This window comes from Sphaerisporangium album, assembly GCF_003323745.1.
In the GTDB taxonomy this organism is placed as follows: domain Bacteria; phylum Actinomycetota; class Actinomycetes; order Streptosporangiales; family Streptosporangiaceae; genus Sphaerisporangium; species Sphaerisporangium album.
In genome coordinates this window covers 121,843-137,154 of sequence record NZ_QOIL01000023.1, presented here as the reverse complement: position 1 = coordinate 137,154, position 15,312 = coordinate 121,843, and the positions used below count along the sequence as shown (strand labels likewise).

Sequence of the window (15,312 nt, the reverse complement as noted above, 5' to 3'; positions counted from 1 at the left end):
GGCTCATGTCTGGTTTGTTGGGCAACGCTTGTGCATCGACTATGTCCGGGTGTCCGCTGTATGCCCCACGCCCCCGCTCGAAGCTGTTAGGTTTTCTGTCAGCAGCCTCCTGTAGTGCCAACAAGGTGGTGACATCATGACGCGGGTTGTCGTGGTGGGCGATCTGATGACCGATGCGGTCGCACGTGCCCGCTACCCTCTCGCCAGGGCGAGCGACACTCCGGCCGTCGTCACCATGCACGGTGGCGGCTCTGGGGCCAACATCGCTTCCTGGCTGGCCGTCGAGGGCGCGGAGGTGGCCTTCGTCGGCCGCAGAGGCGCCGACATCACCGGCCGGAACCGCGACATGGAGCTCATGGGCTACGGCGTGGACGCCCGGCTCGTCATGGATCCCGAGCGGCCGACCGGCACCTGTGTCGTACTGGTCACGCACAAGGGTGAGCGCACGCTGCTGTCCGACCCCGGCGCCAACGCGGCCCTGTCTCCCGAGGACCTGCCGCGCGACCTGTTCCATCAGGGCGGCCACCTCCACATCTCCGGGTACACACTGCTGAACGAGGGCTCGCGCGACGCCGGCATCGCCGCGCTCGACCACGCGCGCCGGGCGGGCATGTCGATCTCGGTCGACTGCGCCTCCGCCGCGCCGCTGGAGCGCACCGGCGCCGAGCCGTTCCTGGAGTGGACGCACAGCGCCAAGCTGCTGTTCGCCAACGAGGCGCAGGCCAAGGTGCTGACCGGCCGCGACGACCCGGCCTCCGCCGCCAAGGTGCTCACGGCGTGGTTCCCCCAGGTCGTGATCAAGCTGGGGGCCGAAGGCTCCTTGTGGTACACCAACAACCGCGCCGAGCCGGTCCGGGCACCGGCCGAGCACATCGAGCGCGTGGTCGACGGCACGGGTGCCGGAGACGCGTTCGCCGCGGGCTTCCTCCAGCCCTGGCTCGAAGGCAAGCAGCCCGCCGACGCGCTCGCCGCCGGCAACGCCCTCGCCGCCCGGGCCATAGCCAACCTCGGCGCCCGCCCCCGCCTCTGACCCCTGCCCCTCCACTGGGCTTGGACGAGCACGAGCCTGCCCCTCCACTGCGCCTGGACGAGGGAGAGCGACCTCACGATTCGCGGTCGAGTTCCCGCACCACAGGCATGCCCTCACCCCAGTCGTCCGCGCCCACCGGGATTGGTGGGCGCGTCCACGAATCTCAGTTGGTGACGGCCAGGGCCAGAGGGAGTACGGCGGGGGCGCCGGAACGGCGGAGCAGGGCGGCGGCCATGGTCATGGTCCAGCCGGTGTCGATGCGGTCGTCGACCAGCAGCACCGGGCCGGTGGCGAGGCGCGCCGATGACTCCGGTAACAGGCCACCGCCGCCTCGGAGGCCGGGAGCCTCGCTCGCTGAGACCGCCAGGGTGTGGTCGAGGGCGCGGACGCGTTGGGCGCTGTTGTGCTGGCGGCCTGGCGGGCCGGCGCTGTAGGTCAGGGAGCCCAGGTAGTCCAGCCTGCCGATGGCGGCCAGCCGTTCGCCCAGGCTGGAGATCAAGATCGGGCGGGTGGCCGAGGGAAGGGTGACCACCGACACCGGGCGTTGTGCCCACTTCCAGGCGGTGAGCACCTTGACCACGGCGTCGAAGACCTCGCCGGGGACGGGCCCGTCGGGGGCGCCGTCCGCGAGCAGCCGTCTCAGCGTGTTGCCCCAGCCGATATCGGTGAGCCGCCCGAGCACCCGCCCGGGCTCGGCGGCGATCTCGGGGCGGATGCGCCCGGACAGGCCGAGCTCCTTGAGCCCGATGGGCCACTGCCGCCGGGGCTCGACCTCGACACCCGGACGCTGGAGCCGCTCGCGCGCCCGGCCCACGGCCTCGGCCGGGATTTCCGCCGAGCGGTGCGCGCCCGTGCAGTTGTCGCAGCGCCCGCAGGGCCGGGCCGTGTCGTCGTCGAGGTGTCGCCGCAGGAACTCCTCGCGGCACCGGTCGGTCGCGATGTAGTCGAGCATGGCGCGTTGCTCGGCGGCGCGCTCGGCCGCGACCCGGGCGTACCTGCCCTCGTCGTACCGCCACGGACGGCCGGTGGAGCGCCAGCCGCCCTTGACCCGCTCGACCGCGCCATCGACGTCGAGGACCTTGAGCATCGTCTCCAGCCGGGCGCGGCCAAGGTCGACCCGTGTCTCCAGCGCGGCCGTGGACATCGTGCCCTTCTCGGCCAGGACGTGGAGTGTCGTCCGCACCACGGTCTCGGGAGGAAACGCCAGCGACGCGAAGTACGCCCAGATGTCGCGATCTTCGGGGCCGGGAAGGAGGATCACCTCGGCACGCTCGACCCCGCGCCCGGCCCGGCCGATCTGCTGGTAGTAGGCCACCGGAGAAGCGGGGGCGCCGAGGTGGATCACGAAGCCCAGGTCGGGCTTGTCGAACCCCATGCCGAGGGCGGAGGTCGCGACCAGGGCCTTCAGTCGATTGTCCAGAAGGGCCTGCTCGGCGGCGAGGCGGTCGGCCTGCTCGGTCTGGCCGGAGTAGGCGGCCACCTCGTGGCCCTGGTCGCGCAGGTAGGCGGCGACCTCCTGCGTGGCGGCGACGGTGAGCGTGTAGACGATGCCGGACCCGGGCAGGTCGCGCAGCGCCTCGGCGAGCCAGGCCAGCCGGCGTTCGGCGGTGGGGTGGCGCACGACGGCGAGACGGAGGCTGTCGCGTTCGAGCGGCCCCCGCAGCACGAGCGTGTCACCGAACCGGCCCCGCCGGGCGCCGCCATCGACGGCTTGGACCGTGTTCCCTTCCTCGTTTCCCTCCTCCCCGGCGGCTTCGACGGTGCCGGCATGCTCGCCGTCGGCCTCGGCGGCGCCGACCTCCCCCACCGCCCTCGGCCCGCCGTCGCCCCGTGCCCCCACAGCACTCTCGTCCGGCGCGATCGCGACGGCGGACGCCGGTGACGGCGCCGGGCCCAGTTGCTCGGCGATGTCGTGCGTGACGCGGGCGTTGGCCGTGGCCGTGGTGGCGAGGACGGGCACGCCGGGCGGCAGGCCGGCGAGCAGGCTGCGCAGCCTGCGGTAGTCCGGCCGGAAGTCGTGGCCCCAGTCGGAGATGCAGTGGGCCTCGTCGATGACCACCAGCCCGGCACTGGCCGCCAGCTTGGGCAGCACCAGGTCGCGGAAGTCGGGGTTGTTGAGCCGCTCGGGGCTGACCAGCAGGACGTCCACCTCGCCGCGCTCGACCTCGGCGTGGATGAGGTGCCACTCGTCCACGTTGGCGGAGTTGATGGTGGCGGCGTGGACCCCCGCCCGGGCCGCGGCGGCGATCTGGTTGCGCATGAGCGCGAGCAGCGGCGAGACGATGACCGTGGGGCCCGCGCCGCGCGCCCGCAGGAGGGCGGTGGCGATGAAGTACACCGCCGACTTGCCCCACCCGGTGCGCTGCACGACCAGGGCGCGCCGCCGCTCGACGACCAGCGCCCGGATGGCCGACCACTGGTCGTCGCGCAGCCGGGCCCGGTCACCGGCGAGGGACCGCAGCCGCTGTTCCGCCTCGGCCCGCAGGCCGCTCTCGTCTCGCATGGCTCCTTGGTATCAGTTCCGGGCGACCGTTCGGGGCCGTCGGCGCCCGGCTGTGGATAACCTGCGGCCGTCCACAGCCCGGCCGACCGCCCGGGCGGGGCGCCACAGCGGGCACGCGTGACCGTAAGGGCGTAAAAGGTCTTCGAGTCGCGGAGCACCTCGAACCTTCGGCACAATGTTCGATATGGCCCGACGCACCACCACACCCCCGCTGGAAGACGACTTCGAGGAGCGCATCGTCGACATCGACGTGTCGACCGAGATGCGCACGAGCTTCCTTGAGTACGCCTATTCGGTGATCTATCAGCGCGCGCTCCCCGACGCGCGCGACGGTCTGAAGCCGGTCCAGCGCCGCATCCTCTACTCGATGAGCGAGATGGGCCTGCGGCCCGACCGCGGGCACGTGAAGTCCTCGCGCGTCGTCGGTGACGTGATGGGCAAGCTCCACCCGCACGGCGACACCGCGATCTACGACGCGCTGGTGCGCATGGCGCAGCCGTTCTCCATGCGGCTGCCGCTGGTGGACGGCCACGGGAACTTCGGCTCGCCCGACGACCTGCCCGCCGCGATGCGGTACACCGAGGCGCGCCTGGCGCCGGCGGCCATGCTGATGGTGCAGTCCATCGACGAGGAGACCGTCGACTTCAAGCCCAACTACGACGGGCAGGAGACCGAGCCGACGGTCCTGCCGAGCGCCTTCCCCAACCTGCTGGTGAACGGCGCCGCGGGCATCGCGGTCGGCATGGCGACCAACATGGCGCCGCACAACCTCGTCGAGGTCATCGCGGCCGCACGCCACCTGATCAAGCACCCGAACGCCTCGCTGGACGAGCTCATGCGGTTCGTGCCGGGCCCCGACCTGCCGACCGGCGGCTCGATCATCGGCCTCACCGGCGTGCGGGACGCCTACGAGACCGGGCGCGGCACGTTCCGCATGCGCGCGAAGGCCACCATCGAGCAGGTCACCCCCCGCCGCAAGGGCATCGTGGTCACCGAGCTGCCCTTCAACGTGGGTCCCGAGCGCGTGATCACCAAGATCAAAGAGCTGGTGAACGCGAAAAGGCTGTCCGGGATCTCCGACCTGAAAGACCTCACCGACCGGCACAAGGGCCTGCGCCTGGTCATCGAGGTCAAGAACGGCTTCCACCCCGAGGCCGTGCTGGCCGAGCTGTACCGCCTGACCCCGATGGAGGAGACCTTCGGGATCAACAACGTGGCGCTGGTGGACGGCCAGCCCCGCACCCTCGGCCTGCGCGAGCTGCTGCGGGTCTACGTCGACCACCGCATCGAGGTCGTGCGCCGCCGCTCGACCTACCGCCGCCGCAGGCGCGAGGAGCGGCTCCACCTGGTCGACGGCCTGATCATCGCCCTCCTCAACATCGACGAGGTCATCCAGGTCATCCGCTCCTCCGAGGACTCCGCAGAGGCCCGCACCCGCCTCATGCAGGTCTTCGAGCTGTCGGAGACGCAGGCCGTCTACATCCTCGACACGCCGCTGCGCCGTCTGACCAAGTACGACAAGCTGGAGCTCGAACGCGAGCGCGAGACGCTGAACGACGAGATCGCCGAGCTCACGGCCATCCTGTCGTCGGAGGACCGGCTGCGCCAGGTCGTGTCCGGCGAGCTCGCCGAGGTCGCCAAGACCTACGGCACACCGCGCCGCACGGTCCTGCTGGAGGACGGCGCCGCGGTGACCGCCGGGGCCATTCCGCTGGAGGTCGCCGACGATCCGTGCCTGGTGCTGCTGTCCTCGACGGGCCTGCTCGCCCGCACGGGCGACGCCGCGCCGCTCGGCTCGGGCGACGAGCGCTCGGCCCACGACGTGCTGGTGGCGGTGGTGCGGTCGACGGTGCGGGGCGAGGTCGGCGTGGTGACCTCCGCCGGGCGTGTGATCAGGGTCTCCGTCCTCGATCTGCCCACGCTGCCGCCCACGGCCAACCCGCCGTCCCTGTCGGGCGGCCATCCGGTGAGCGAGTACGTGACGCTGAACGCCGGAGAGGTCGTGGTGGGCCTGGGCTCACTGGATCCCGAAGGGCTCGGCCTGGCGCTCGGCACCGCTCAGGGCGCGGTCAAGCGCGTCGTGCCCGAGTATCCGGTGAACCGCGATGATTTCGAGGTCATCGGCCTGAAACCCGGCGACACCGTGGTCGGGGCCGTCGAGCTGACCTCCGAAGACCACGACCTGGTGTTCATCGCCTCGGACGCGCAGGTCCTGCGCTACTCGGCCTCCTCGGTGCGGCCGCAGGGGCGTCCCGCCGGCGGCATGGCCGGCATCCGGCTGAACGACGGGGCCAAGGTCATCTGGTTCGGCGTCGTCGACCCCGCCCTGGAGTCCCGGGTCGTGACGATCGCGGGCTCGGCGAGCGCGCTGCCGGGCACCGAGATGGGCGGCGGCAAGGTGTCCGACTACGCCGACTTCCCGCCCAAGGGCCGGGCCACCGGAGGCGTCCGGGCGCAGCGCTTCCTGAAGGGCGAAGACCTCCTGGTGCTCGCGTGGGCGGGCCCCGCTCCGGTCAAGGCGGTGACCTCGACGGGCAAGCCGGTCGAGCTGCCGTCCGAGCTCGGACGCCGCGACGGCTCGGGCATCCGGGTGCCCTCGGACCTCGCCGCGATCGGCGGGGCGCTCGGCGGCGGCCCGTTCGAGACCGCCGCCCCCGCACCCGAGGTTCCGGACGAGGATTAGCGCGGGGTCCGCGAGCGGCGTGGCGCGCCCGCGGACCCGGCGCCGTCAGGGGTCGCAGAGGCAGAAGGGGTGACCGGCGGGGTCGAGGAAGACGGTGAACCCGTCGTCGAGCTCACCCGGCTGGTGCGGGTGCTTGGTGGCACCCAGGGCGAGCACCTCGGCCTCCGCCTTCCCGCGGTCGTCCACGGTGAGGTCAAGGTGGAGCTGCTGCGGGTGCTCAGACGACGGCCACTCCGGCGGGCGGTAGTCCTCGGCCCGCTGGAACGACAGCCGGTAGCTTCCGTCCAGGCCCAGCGAGACCCAGTCGGGCCGGTCGACGAGGATCTTCCAGCCGAGGACGGCGGCGTAGAAATCGGCCAGTTCCTTGGGGTCGGGGCAGTCCAGCACGACGGCACGCATTCGGGCGATCTCGCTCATCGGCGCTCCCTCCTGTTCGATCAACGAAGACGACACTATCGAACAGCCGTTGCCGGTGCGAGGTCCGACCTTCCCCTGTCACGGACGTCCGGGCGGGCACTTACGACACGGCCGTCTGTCCCCTGACCTCGTCCCACGCGTCGAAACCGACGCCACCGGAGGGCGGGTGGTGCGCGGTCACCCCCGGGTGGGCACCGCGCCGCCGCGCGCCACGGGCGGGATCGCGGTGAGCAGTTCCCACGGCTCACCCGAGTGCCAGAAGTCGATGAGCTTGGCCACCGCCTCGTCCGGCGCGAATTCGCCGACCCCGTACGGGCCGAAGCAGCCGGCCTCCTTCAGCGCGGCGATCAGCGGATCGTCGGCCGGGAGGGACTCGGCGTAGGAGGCGGCGTCCAGCAGCGCCAGGGCGCAGCGCGCGTTCCAGCCGCCGTCGGCGCTCTGGACCCGGTCGAGCCGCCACCTGGCCCGGGCGCGTAGATAACCGGCCAGCGAATCCGTCGTCCCCACCCTCAACCCTCTCCACGATCGTGCACACACAGTAAGGCCACAATCACAAGAGGTCACACTGGATCACGGGATCTTTACGAAGCCGATTACTTCCACCCCCCGTGTACTGACGAAAGGGGTGTAAGGGAATATGAGCAGCATGACGGGAGCCTTCGACGATCTGCTGACTGCCAACGAGGACTTCTCACGGACCTTCGAGTACTCCGGCCTGACCGGGCGCGCGGCGCGCGGCTTGGCCGTGGTCACGTGCATGGATTCCCGAATCGACCCGCTGAAGCTGCTCGGCCTCAACCCGGGGGACGCCAAGATCCTGCGCAACGCGGGAGCACGGGTGACCGACGACGTGCTGCGCACGCTCATCCTCGCGGTCTACCTGCTCAACGTGGACCGCGTCCTGGTGATGCCCCACACCGACTGCCGCATGGCCAAGTCCACCGACGAGGACGTCCACGAGCTGATCAGCCGCGAGTACGGAATCGACACACGGAGCCTGGAGTTCCATACCGTGGCCAACCAGGACGCGGCCCTGCGCCGCGACCTCGTCCGCATCCGCACCTACCCGTACCTGCCGGACCGGCTGAAGGTGGGCGGCGCGGTGTACGACGTGCACACCGGCAAGCTGATGCCCGTCGAGTTGTGACGGCGGGCCGCCGACCACGGCCGGGGTGAGCGGGAGCCCGGACGCGACCGCGTCCGGGGCCCGTCAGGCGTCGATCGCGTCGCGGTCGACCTCCGCCGCGCTGCCGACGATGAACTCGCGGCGCGGGGCGACGTCGCTGCCCATCAGCAGCGCGAAGATCTGCTCGGCCGTCTCGGCGTCCTCGATGCGGACGCGCCGCAGCGTGCGGTGACGCGGCTCCATCGTGGTCTCGGCGAGCTGGTCGGCGTCCATCTCACCGAGGCCCTTGTAGCGCTGGATCGGGTCCTTCCAGCGCTTGCCCCTGCGCTCAAGGTCACGAAGGACCTTGAGCAGCTCGGCGTCGGAGTAGGTGTAGATGTACTTGTCCTTGCCGCGCCCCGGATTGGTGACCTCGATGCGGTGCAGCGGCGGGACCGCGGCGAACACACGCCCCGCCTCGATCATCGGCCGCATGTAGCGGTGGAACAGCGTGAGCAGCAGGCAGCGGATGTGCGCGCCGTCGACGTCGGCGTCGGCCATCAGGATGACCTTGCCGTACCGCGCGGCGTCCAGGTCGAAGCCGCGGCCCGAGCCGGCGCCGATCACCTGGATGATCGCGGCGCACTCGGCGTTCTTCAGCATGTCGGCCACGGAGGCCTTCTGCACGTTGAGGATCTTGCCGCGGATCGGCAGCAGGGCCTGGAACTCCGAGTCGCGCGCCGCGCGGGCCGTGCCGAGCGCCGAGTCGCCCTCGACGATGAACAGCTCGCTGCGGTCGACGTCGTCGCTGCGGCAGTCGACGAGCTTGGCGGGCAGGGCGGAGTTCTCCAGGGCGCTCTTGCGGCGCTGGTTGTCGCGGTGCTCACGGGCCGCGATGCGGGCCTTGGCCGCCGCGACGATCTTCTCAAGGACGGCGCGGAGCTGGAGCTTGTGGGCGCGCTTGGTGCTCGCGAACAGCTGCTTGAGCTCGCGGGACACGACGTGCGCGACGATGCGGGCGGCCGCCGAGGTGCCGAGGACCTCCTTGGTCTGGCCCTCGAACTGCGGCTCGGGCACCCGCACGGTGACCACGGCGGTGAGGCCCTCGAGGATGTCCTCCTTGGTCACCGGGTCGTCGCCGTTCTTGAGCAGGCGCGTCTCGCGCAGCTGCTCGTTGATCGTGCGGGCCAGGGCGCGCTCGAAGCCGCTGATGTGGGTGCCGCCCTTGGGGGTGGCGATCACGTTCACGAACGAGCGGACGGTGGTCTCGTAGCCCTTGCCCCAGCGGACCGCGACGTCCACCGTGAGCTCGCGCTCGACCTCCGTGGAGGTCATGTGGCCCTGCTCGTCCAGCACCGGGACGGTCTCGTGGAAGTGGCCCGAGCCCTGCAGGCGCATGACGTCGCAGACGGCCTCGTCGCGGGACAGGAACTCGGTGAACTCCGAGATGCCGCCCTCGAAGCGGAACTCGTCCTCGACGACCTGCTCCAGGCGGCTGTCACGAACCGCGATCGTCAGGCCCGGGACCAGGAACGCGGTCTGCCGGGCGCGGACGTGCAGCTCGTCCAGCGAGACCTCGGCGTCGGGCAGGAAGATCTGCTTGTCGAGCCACCAGCGGACGCGCGTGCCGGTGGCCCGGGTGCGCAGGGCGCCGCCGTCGCGCAGGCCGGACTTCTTCTTGAACTTGGCCGTCGGCCCGTCGCCGTCGAAGATGCCGGGGACGCCCCGGCGGAAGCTGATCTCGTGGACGCGCCCGTCGCGGTCGACCTCGACGTCCAGCCGGGCCGACAGGGCGTTGACCACCGAGGCGCCGACGCCGTGCAGGCCGCCGGAGGCGCCGTAGGACCCGCCGCCGAACTTGCCGCCCGCGTGGAGCTTGGTGTAGACGAGCTCCACGCCGGCGAGGCCGCTCTTGGGCTCGATGTCGACCGGGATGCCCCGCCCGTCGTCGCGGACCTCGATGGAGCCGTCCGGGAACAGCTCGACCTCGATGCGCCGGCAGAAGCCGGCCAGGGCCTCGTCGACGGCGTTGTCCACGATCTCCCAGAGGCAGTGCATGAGGCCGCGGCTGTCAGTGGACCCGATGTACATTCCGGGGCGCTTACGGACGGCCTCAAGGCCCTCCAGCACCGACAGGTGACGGGCGGTGTATCCCGTCTCCGTGCTGACTGCGGTCACTCCCACTCCCACCGAGCATCGAACATGTGTGCGTAGCCTACCGTCTTCTTGATGTTCCTCCGTGCCTAGAGTGCCACCATCAGGCGGTTCCGCGGCAGCCGGAGCTCCATTGCCCTCACCTAACGACACATTCTGCTCTCGGCGTATCCGGAAGGCGATTGGGAACGTCCGCATCGGGTTAGATGTTGAGCCAAGTGACTGACGCCAAATCCCCACGTCAGTGGGGTGACCCGAAAGGCGATACGTGACTGGAGCTCTCGCCCCCACCAAGCCGCTTGCCGCCGTGGACCGTTGCGACCGGTGCGGCGCTCAGGCGTACATCCGCGCGTCCCTCCCCATGGGCGGGGAGCTGCTGTTCTGCGCCCACCACGGGCGTCGGCACATCTCGGCCCTCCGCGAGAAGGGCGCCGACATCCAGGACGAGTCGGCCCGCCTCAGTGAGACCCCGACCTCGAACCCCACCGAGCGGTGAGCACCCGCCCACCACTCTGACCCCGATAACCGAGCGACAACCTCATATAGCGACGCGGCGGCCCCGGACGGCGCCCCCTTGCTGGCACCGCCCGAGGTCTGCTGTGTTCATCGCGCGACCGCGCCTGTGGCGCGACCTCCGGTCGCGCGGCTGAGGACGCCCTCGCGCCGGCGTGCCTCCGCCCACACCCGGAAGGGCTCGTCCTCAGCCTTCCTCCCCGAGAAGCTCCCCCCACCTGGGTGGCTATGCTTCCGCGGGTGAGTTCGGGAAGTCTGGATTTCGATCTTCTTGTCCATCTGGCCTGGCCTGCTCCGTATCAGGAGAAGCTCGGCGGATGGGTTCTCCGTCACGCCGATGGTGTGACCAAACGCGCCAATTCCGTCCTCCCGCTCGGGGAGCCCGAGGACGTCGACCAGGCGATCGACGCCGCTGAGCGGTTCTACGCCGAGCGCGGGCTACCGTGTGTGTTCTCCATGGGGCCTGGCGCGCCCGCGTCCCTGGACGAGCGTCTGGAGGCGCGCGGATACCGCGTGGTCGACCGCACGACCTACTTGACCGCGTCCCTGGACGGCCCCCTGGCCGAGGACTCCGAGGAGACCGCCCCCGCGCGGGTGGGTCTGTACGAGGAGCCGTCGCCGGAGTGGCTCGCCGCCTGGTGGGCGGTGGACGGACGCTACGACGGGGAGGGACTGCCCTGCGCCACCCGCATCCTGCGCGGCGTCCCCGCCACGTACGCGGACGTCCGGCAGGGCGGCAGGGCGCTCGCGGTGGGCCGTTCCGTCCTCCAGGGGGACACGCTGGGCATCTACTGCATGGCCACGCTGCCGGAGGCCCGGCGGCGGGGGCTCGCCGGAGCGGTCCTACGCACCCTGACGGCGGACGGCCGCGCACGCGGAGCCGTACGCGCGTACTTGGTCGTGATCGCCTCCAACGCGCCGGCGATCGCCCTGTACACCCGGCACGGCTTCACCCCTACCGGCGGCTACCACTACCGCGTCCGCTGAGCCGCCTCAGGGGTCGCGACGGCTCTGCGCCCCTGGGTGCCCCCTGGATGTGAAGGCCGCCCCCGAACACGGCCCTTCCCACCCCAGCGCCACACCGCGCGCCTCGAAACCGACGAACCACCCAGGCGTGAGGGCGCGCCGGTTGAAGCGCAATAAGCTCGGTCCCGTGTTGATTCTGTTGCCGCCGTCCGAGGGGAAGGCCGTTGAGGGGGCCGGGCCGGCGCTGGATCTTGGGCGGCTGAGTTTCCCGGCGCTCACGTCCGCGCGGGAGAAGGCCCTGGACGCGCTGGCGACCCTGGTCCACGGGCCCGAGGCGGACGCCCTGGCGGTGCTGGGGCTGACGGCGGGGCAGGCGGGTGAGTTGGAGAGGGACCGCGTCCTGCGCACGGCGCCCACGCTGCCCGCGAGCCGCCTCTACACCGGCGTGCTGTACGACAACCTGGGCCTGCCGTCGCTGAGCACCGCCGCGCGCCGCAGGGCCCAGCGTTCGGTGATCGTGTTCTCGGGGCTGTGGGGGGCGCTGAGGCTCTCCGACCGGATTCCGCCGTATCGCCTGTCCATGGGCGTACGGCTGCCGCCCCTCGGCGGGCTGGCGGCCCACTGGCGGCAGTCCCTCACCGAGGTGCTCCCGGCCGAGGCCACGGGCGTGATCGTCGACCTGCGGTCCTCGACGTACGCGCAGGCGTGGCAGCCAGGCTCGCGGGCGGTGACGGTGCGGGTGCTGCGGGAGGCCGACGGGGTCCGCACGGTGGTGAGCCACATGGCCAAGGCGACCCGCGGCGCCGTCGCGCGGTCGCTGCTGGAGTCCGGGGAGAACCCCCGAACGCCGAAGCGGCTGGCCGCGCTGCTGGCCGATCTCGGGCATGTCGCCGAGCTCGGCCCGGCGCCCCGCGACGGCAGGCCGTGGACGGTGGACATCGTCGTCCGGCCGTGACGACGGTTACCCGTTCGTGATCACATTCAGCCGCGAGCACGCCTTGTGGTATTCCCTGCCGGGATCTCCCAGATAGGACCACGGCGTGGTGCTGAACCGGCCGTAGGTGCGGGCCAGGTGCCCTCGGGCCGGCCGCCGCATGTCGGCCAGGTAGAACGCCGCGCCGAACGCGTTGTGCGCCTCGACGGCCCTCGGGTGCGGGCGTCCGCGCTCGCCGTGCCAGCGCCCCGCCGCCGCGGTGATCTCCCGTTGCACGTCGTAGGAGAACCACACGCGCGAGCGCGCCGAGCCCTCCCCCGCGATGTGCTCGAAGTACGCCAGCGGAAGCAGCACGGACAGGGGGTCGCCGCCGACGGCCTGCGCGCCGGCCCTGCGGGCGAAGTCGAACATCTCCTGACTCGTACCGCCCCAGCCGGGGGACAGCGTGACGAGCCGGGCGTAGTGCGTGGCGTACAACGTGCGGTGGCGGCGCGAGGCCTCCTGCCAGAGGGAGTCCTTCTCGTCCCTGGGCCGATCCAGGCCGAGGGCGAGCCAGAGCATGGACGTCCAGGGCACCGGATCGGCGGGGCTGAGCCGCGCCGCGGCGGACAGAGGCTCGCGCGCCGACTCCATGGCCTGGTGGAACATGCGCACGCGGTCGGCCTGGACGGCCCGGGCGCGCACGTCGGGCTTGATCGCCCACGCCTCCTCGACGCGGGTGCGCCCGAGCCACAGCCACAGGTCGGGATTGACCTGATCTCGCCGGACGAGCGCCTCGATGCCTCCGGACAGCCCGACGGCCGCCCTGCTCAGCGCCTCGACCCGCAGCGCGCGCACCTCGGGCTCGCCCCGGGTGGCCACCAGCGCGGGAATGGCGGGTTCCAGATATCCACGCCCGAGAGCGTTCACCGCGTCGTCGAGCACGGTGTCCGCCCAGGGACGGCTTGCGATCAGTCGTGGCCCCCGAGCACGCGCCCGATCCACTTCGATCACACCCATGCCGCGTGAGCCTAGGCATCGTCAAGGCTCATACGGCTACCGCGACGTTACGCTCACGTTAAACGGCTCATTACACACGTTTACGACCGTGCCGGACGGGAAGCCGTGGCGCGCGACGACCCCCGCCGCGGGACGGCGGGGGTCGGAGACAGCGCGTCAGTCGAGGTAGTCGCGCAGGACCTGGGAACGCGACGGGTGGCGCAGCTTCGACATGGTCTTGGACTCGATCTGGCGGATGCGCTCGCGCGTCACGCCGTAGACCTTGCCGATCTCGTCCAGGGTCTTGGGCTGGCCGTCGGTGAGGCCGAACCGCATGGACACCACGCCCGCCTCGCGCTCCGACAGCGTGTCGAGAACGGAGTGGAGCTGCTCCTGGAGGAGGGTGAAGCTGACCGCGTCGGCGGGGACGATCGCCTCGGAGTCCTCGATGAGGTCGCCGAACTCGCTGTCGCCCTCCTCACCGAGGGGGGTGTGCAGGGAGATCGGCTCCCGGCCGTACTTCTGGACCTCGACGACCTTCTCGGGGGTCATGTCGAGCTCGCGCGCGAGCTCCTCCGGCGTCGGCTCGCGGCCGAGGTCCTGGAGCATCTGCCGCTGCACGCGGGCCAGCTTGTTGATCACTTCGACCATGTGGACCGGGATGCGGATCGTCCGCGCCTGGTCGGCCATGGCACGAGTGATCGCCTGGCGGATCCACCACGTGGCGTACGTCGAGAACTTGTAGCCCTTGGTGTAGTCGAACTTCTCGACCGCGCGGATCAGGCCCAGGTTGCCCTCCTGGATCAGGTCCAGGAACAGCATGCCGCGGCCGGTGTAGCGCTTGGCCAGCGAGACCACGAGGCGGAGGTTGGCCTCCAGCAGGTGGTTCTTGGCGCGGCGGCCGTCCTCGGCGATCCACTCCAGCTCGGCGCGGACGTCGACGGGAAGCCGCTCGCCGTCGTTGGCCAGCTGCTCCTCGGCGAACAGGCCGGCCTCGATGCGCTTGGCGAGCTCGACCTCCTGCTCGGCGTTGAGCAGGGGGACCTTGCCGATCTGCTTCAGGTAGTCCTTCACCGGGTCGGCGGTGGCGCCGGCGGCGGCGACCTGCGCCACGGGGGCGTCGTCGTCGTCATCGGAGAGGATCAGGACCTCGTCGTCGCTCTGGACCTCGACGCCGGGCTTCGGCTCCTCCTCGACCTCGACCTCGGTCTCGGCCTCGGCTTCCGCCTCGATCTCGGGCTCCACCTCGGCCTCGGCCTCGGCGTCGGCCTCCACCTCGACGTCGAGGTCGAAGTCCTCAAGCTCGAGGTCGCCCTCGATGTCGAGTTCCTCGTCGTCGTCGGATGAGACCTTGGGCTTTGTTTCGATCTTGGACGTGGGCGACGCGGGCACGGCGACCTCCGGCTTGGCCTTCTTGGCGAGGGCGGCAGGGGTGGCGACCTTGGCGGGAGCGTCAGGGGCGGGCGCGGCCTTCTTCGCCGGCGCGGCCTTCTTGGCCACGGGCTTCTTGGCCGCCGGCTTCTCGACCGGCGCCGCTGCCTCGTCCCCGGCACCGCTCACCACGGCCGTGACGGTATCGGGCTGCTCCTTGGCCGCCGCGGTGGTGGCGGTCTTGGTCTTCTTGACGGGGGCGGCTGTGCGACGCTTGGCCGGGCCACGCGACCTCTTGGGCGCAGCCGAGTCCGCAGCGGTCACCACGACGGTCACACCCTCTTTGCTGAGGTTCCTCAGGAACACAGCGGCGTGCGACATCGGGATGTCCGCCTCCTCGAAGGCCTTGCGGACATCCTCAGACTCGAGGAAACCCTGCGAGCGCCCACGCTCGATGAGCCGCTGAATGACGGGCTCGTTCAGCTCAGACGGCTTCGAGCGAGTCGAACTTGCAGGCGACACGAACACCTCTCGAACGAACGCATGGTGAGAATGGACCCAGGTGCCCGCTAGGGGCGCTTGCTTCTTTCGTGGTGGGCCGTGCGAACCGCGACGTACCTGCCCAGCATTGTGGCATGACCCCGCAGTCCATACGGCC

General features: G+C 71.1%; 12 protein-coding genes. 6 read left to right on the top strand and 6 right to left on the bottom strand.

Features of this window, described 5'->3' with window-relative positions; genetic code table 11:
* The first annotated feature begins 136 nt into the window (after positions 1-136).
* Entirely contained in the window at positions 137-1,030 is an 894-nt protein-coding gene (locus DQ384_RS32455; RefSeq protein ID WP_114032687.1) for a carbohydrate kinase family protein, read from the top strand.
* Positions 1,031-1,193: 163 nt separating this feature from the next.
* Here DQ384_RS32455 and DQ384_RS32450 read toward each other — a convergent pair whose 3' ends face one another.
* Positions 1,194-3,533 carry a RecQ family ATP-dependent DNA helicase gene (locus DQ384_RS32450; RefSeq protein ID WP_245966937.1) on the bottom strand — a complete coding sequence of 780 codons (2,340 nt, stop codon included), beginning with the start codon at positions 3,531-3,533 and terminating at the stop codon, positions 1,194-1,196.
* 175 nt (positions 3,534-3,708) lie between these two features.
* Between DQ384_RS32450 and DQ384_RS32440 the strand changes: the two genes are divergently transcribed.
* On the top strand, positions 3,709-6,216 hold the full coding sequence (locus DQ384_RS32440) for a DNA gyrase/topoisomerase IV subunit A (protein WP_220183255.1): 2,508 nt from the start codon (positions 3,709-3,711) through the stop codon (positions 6,214-6,216).
* A gap of 45 nt (positions 6,217-6,261) precedes the next feature.
* Here the strand turns inward: DQ384_RS32440 and DQ384_RS32435 are convergent, their stop codons facing one another.
* Positions 6,262-6,633 (bottom strand): VOC family protein, encoded by a 372-nt coding sequence (locus DQ384_RS32435; RefSeq protein WP_114032685.1) that lies wholly within the window; start codon positions 6,631-6,633, stop codon positions 6,262-6,264.
* Between the two features lie 177 nt (positions 6,634-6,810).
* Positions 6,811-7,140 (bottom strand): hypothetical protein, encoded by a 330-nt coding sequence (locus DQ384_RS32430; protein ID WP_114032684.1) that lies wholly within the window; start codon positions 7,138-7,140, stop codon positions 6,811-6,813.
* A 139-nt stretch (positions 7,141-7,279) separates the two neighbouring features.
* Here DQ384_RS32430 and DQ384_RS32425 point away from each other — a divergent pair, with 139 nt between their 5' ends.
* Positions 7,280-7,780, top strand: coding sequence for a beta-class carbonic anhydrase (locus tag DQ384_RS32425; RefSeq protein WP_114032683.1), 501 nt, complete (start codon positions 7,280-7,282; stop codon positions 7,778-7,780).
* A 63-nt stretch (positions 7,781-7,843) separates the two neighbouring features.
* Here DQ384_RS32425 and DQ384_RS32420 read toward each other — a convergent pair whose 3' ends face one another.
* Positions 7,844-9,916: a DNA gyrase/topoisomerase IV subunit B gene (locus tag DQ384_RS32420; protein ID WP_114032682.1), complete on the bottom strand. Its 2,073-nt coding sequence runs from the start codon at positions 9,914-9,916 to the stop codon at positions 7,844-7,846.
* Positions 9,917-10,160: 244 nt separating this feature from the next.
* Between DQ384_RS32420 and DQ384_RS32415 the strand changes: the two genes are divergently transcribed.
* The 3 genes from DQ384_RS32415 (at position 10,161) to yaaA (ending at position 12,326) form a co-directional block, all read left to right on the top strand.
* Positions 10,161-10,388 (top strand): DUF7455 domain-containing protein, encoded by a 228-nt coding sequence (locus DQ384_RS32415; protein WP_114032681.1) that lies wholly within the window; start codon positions 10,161-10,163, stop codon positions 10,386-10,388.
* 245 nt (positions 10,389-10,633) lie between these two features.
* Complete coding sequence (locus DQ384_RS32410; RefSeq protein ID WP_114032680.1) at positions 10,634-11,392, top strand: GNAT family N-acetyltransferase; 759 nt, start codon at positions 10,634-10,636, stop codon at positions 11,390-11,392.
* A 166-nt stretch (positions 11,393-11,558) separates the two neighbouring features.
* On the top strand, positions 11,559-12,326 hold the full coding sequence (gene yaaA, locus DQ384_RS32405) for a peroxide stress protein YaaA (protein WP_114032679.1): 768 nt from the start codon (positions 11,559-11,561) through the stop codon (positions 12,324-12,326).
* A gap of 6 nt (positions 12,327-12,332) precedes the next feature.
* Here the strand turns inward: yaaA and DQ384_RS32400 are convergent, their stop codons facing one another.
* Positions 12,333-13,304, bottom strand: coding sequence for a hypothetical protein (locus DQ384_RS32400; RefSeq protein WP_114032678.1), 972 nt, complete (start codon positions 13,302-13,304; stop codon positions 12,333-12,335).
* Between the two features lie 156 nt (positions 13,305-13,460).
* Positions 13,461-15,176 (bottom strand): RNA polymerase sigma factor, encoded by a 1,716-nt coding sequence (locus DQ384_RS32395; protein ID WP_220183254.1) that lies wholly within the window; start codon positions 15,174-15,176, stop codon positions 13,461-13,463.
* Positions 15,177-15,312 lie beyond the last annotated feature (136 nt).

Excerpts from the sequence above, each read along its gene's own strand:
- DQ384_RS32400 (WP_114032678.1), bottom strand. The coding sequence starts at position 13,304 with ATGGGTGTGATCGAAGTGGATCGGGCGCGTGCTCGGGGGCCACGACTG.
- DQ384_RS32450 (WP_245966937.1), bottom strand. The coding sequence starts at position 3,533 with ATGCGAGACGAGAGCGGCCTGCGGGCCGAGGCGGAACAGCGGCTGCGG.
- DQ384_RS32410 (WP_114032680.1), top strand. The coding sequence starts at position 10,634 with ATGCTTCCGCGGGTGAGTTCGGGAAGTCTGGATTTCGATCTTCTTGTC.
- DQ384_RS32440 (WP_220183255.1), top strand. The coding sequence starts at position 3,709 with ATGTTCGATATGGCCCGACGCACCACCACACCCCCGCTGGAAGACGAC.
- DQ384_RS32435 (WP_114032685.1), bottom strand. The coding sequence starts at position 6,633 with ATGAGCGAGATCGCCCGAATGCGTGCCGTCGTGCTGGACTGCCCCGAC.
- DQ384_RS32455 (WP_114032687.1), top strand. The coding sequence starts at position 137 with ATGACGCGGGTTGTCGTGGTGGGCGATCTGATGACCGATGCGGTCGCA.
- DQ384_RS32425 (WP_114032683.1), top strand. The coding sequence starts at position 7,280 with ATGACGGGAGCCTTCGACGATCTGCTGACTGCCAACGAGGACTTCTCA.